Here is a 2,128-nt window from a genome sequence, read left to right as displayed (position 1 = left end):
GTACGCTGAGCATCAGCAATCCCGAAAATCTGGTCTCTGTCGTCGTCCTGCTCGCCATCGCGGTCGCGCCGCGCCTGCTCGCGACCTTCGGGCGACAGCCGCCGGAGCAGCTCTTCGGCCTGGGTGAGCCCGACATCGGCAAACCCTGCCGCGACGCTGCGGGCACGGTCGATCATCGGGGCGCGCTGACCGCTATTGTCGTCCATCGCGCGAGGATGCCGGTCTTTGCCCGCCCGGTCCAGACCCGCGCGGCGCGACAGGCATACCCAGAATGGTCACAGATCGGTACCAAATTGATCCATGTCAATTCCGACGGCCGATGCGATGGAACGGTTCCGCGCCTGCATCGTCCGGTAGGGGTCAGTTTCGCGAGGCCCCATGACCCCACCCACCTTGTTGTTTTTACACGCCCTTGGCGCCAGCGCGCGCGAATGGCAGCAGGTCGCCGATCACTTGTCCGATCATAATTGCATCGCGCTCGACCTGCCGGGGTTCGGCGACGCGGCCGATACGGGGCATGCCGATGTCGGGACGATGACCGACTGGCTGGCGCAGGAAATCCGCGCCCGCGACCTTACCGCCTGCGTGCTCGTCGGGCACAGCATGGGCGGCAAGATCGCCACGCTCGTCGCCGCGCGCGCTGCCGCGGGCGAGCCGGGTCTCGCGAACATTCTCGGCGTCGTCCTCGTCGCCGCCTCGCCCCCCTCGCCCGAACCGATGGACGAAAAACGCCGGGCGGAGATGATCGGGTGGTTCGCCGATGGCCAGGCCTCGCGCGAAAATGCGGAAACCTTCGTCGATGCCAACACCGCCGAGACGCTCCCGGAGGCGCTTCGCGACCAGGCAATCGACGACGTGCGGCGATCGAACCGCGAGGCCTGGCTCGGCTGGCTCGAACGCGGCAGCCGCGAGGACTGGGCCGCCGCGGTCGGGCAGCTCGCGCTCCCCGCGCTGATCATTGCCGGGACCGAAGACGGCGATCTCGGCGAGGATGCGCAACGCCGGCTCAACCTGCCGCATTATGCCAATGCCCGGGTGCGCGTCGTCCAGGGTGCCGCGCACCTCATCCCCTATGAACAGCCCCGCGCGCTCGCCGCGCTGATCCGCGAGCATGCGGCACTGGCGACGACGGCCGCGCTGCCCGAAGATTTCGCCCGGCTGCTCGACTCCGATCGCGTCAGCAGCGGAACGCGCGCCGCGATGCTCGACCGGATCTACCCGATGCCCGTCGGTACCGCGTTATGGGACGACGCCGACCATGCGACCGTCGCGGCGCTGGTGGCCCGGATCCTCCCCGATTGCGGCGCCGACCGTGCGCTGGCAGGTCGCATCCTCGACTCGGTCGCGCAGGGTGTCGGCGACGGCTGGCGCTTCGCCGAACTGCCGGACGACCGCGCCGCGTGGTCGCGCGGGCTCGCGACGCTCGATACGGCGACCGGCGGTTTCGTCGCGCTGGCCGATCCCGACCAGGACGGCTGGCTCGATCGCATCGCCGGCGGCACGGTCGGCATCGAAGAGGACGCGACCCGCCTGTCGCCCGTGCAGATGCGGCTCTGGTTCGAGGATGTCCGCGCCGAGACGGTCCGCATCTGGATGGCGCAGCCCGCGACGATGGCCGCGATCGGCTATGACGGCTTTGCAGTCGGCGGCGATGGCCCCCGCAAGCAGGGCTATACCCGCACCGGCGCCGACGATCCCGAAGCGTGGCAGCGCCCGTCGCAGGAGCGCGGGGCGTGACGACGAGGCAGCATGGTGCGAACGACGTCGTCGATGCGGTCGTGATCGGCACCGGCGCGGGCGGTGCGCCGCTCACCGCCCGGCTCGCACAGGCGGGCCTGTCGGTCGTCGCGCTCGAGGCGGGCCGCGCCTTCCGCCCCGACGAGCATGTCGCCGACGAGGTCGCGGCCGACATCTACTGGATGGAGGAACGGCTGAGCGGCGGATCGACGCCGACCGCGTTCGGATCGAACAATTCGGGGATGGGGGTCGGCGGCTCGACGCTGCACTGGGGCGCCTTCTGCCCGCGTCCCGATCCCCGCGACCTGCGGCTCAAGACGCTGACCGGCGAAGGCGCCGACTGGCCGATCGATCCTGACGAGCTGACCCGGTACATCGCGGAGGTCGAGGC

At 70.3% G+C, this 2,128-nt stretch carries 1 protein-coding gene and 1 pseudogene; both read left to right on the top strand.

The annotated features are described in order from the left end of the window. Window positions 1-378: 378 nt before the first annotated feature. Window positions 379-1,737, top strand: a complete 1,359-nt coding sequence (locus sphsw_RS12110; RefSeq protein WP_031440842.1) for an alpha/beta hydrolase — start codon at window positions 379-381, stop codon at window positions 1,735-1,737. Further along, window positions 1,734-2,128, top strand: a pseudogene (locus sphsw_RS12105) (GMC family oxidoreductase); the annotation flags it as partial. The gene sphsw_RS12110 and the pseudogene sphsw_RS12105, both read left to right, overlap by 4 nt.

This window comes from Sphingomonas sp. FUKUSWIS1 (assembly GCF_000733135.1).
Lineage (GTDB): Bacteria > Pseudomonadota > Alphaproteobacteria > Sphingomonadales > Sphingomonadaceae > Sphingomonas > Sphingomonas aerolata.
This window is presented reverse-complemented; position numbering and strand designations above follow the sequence as displayed.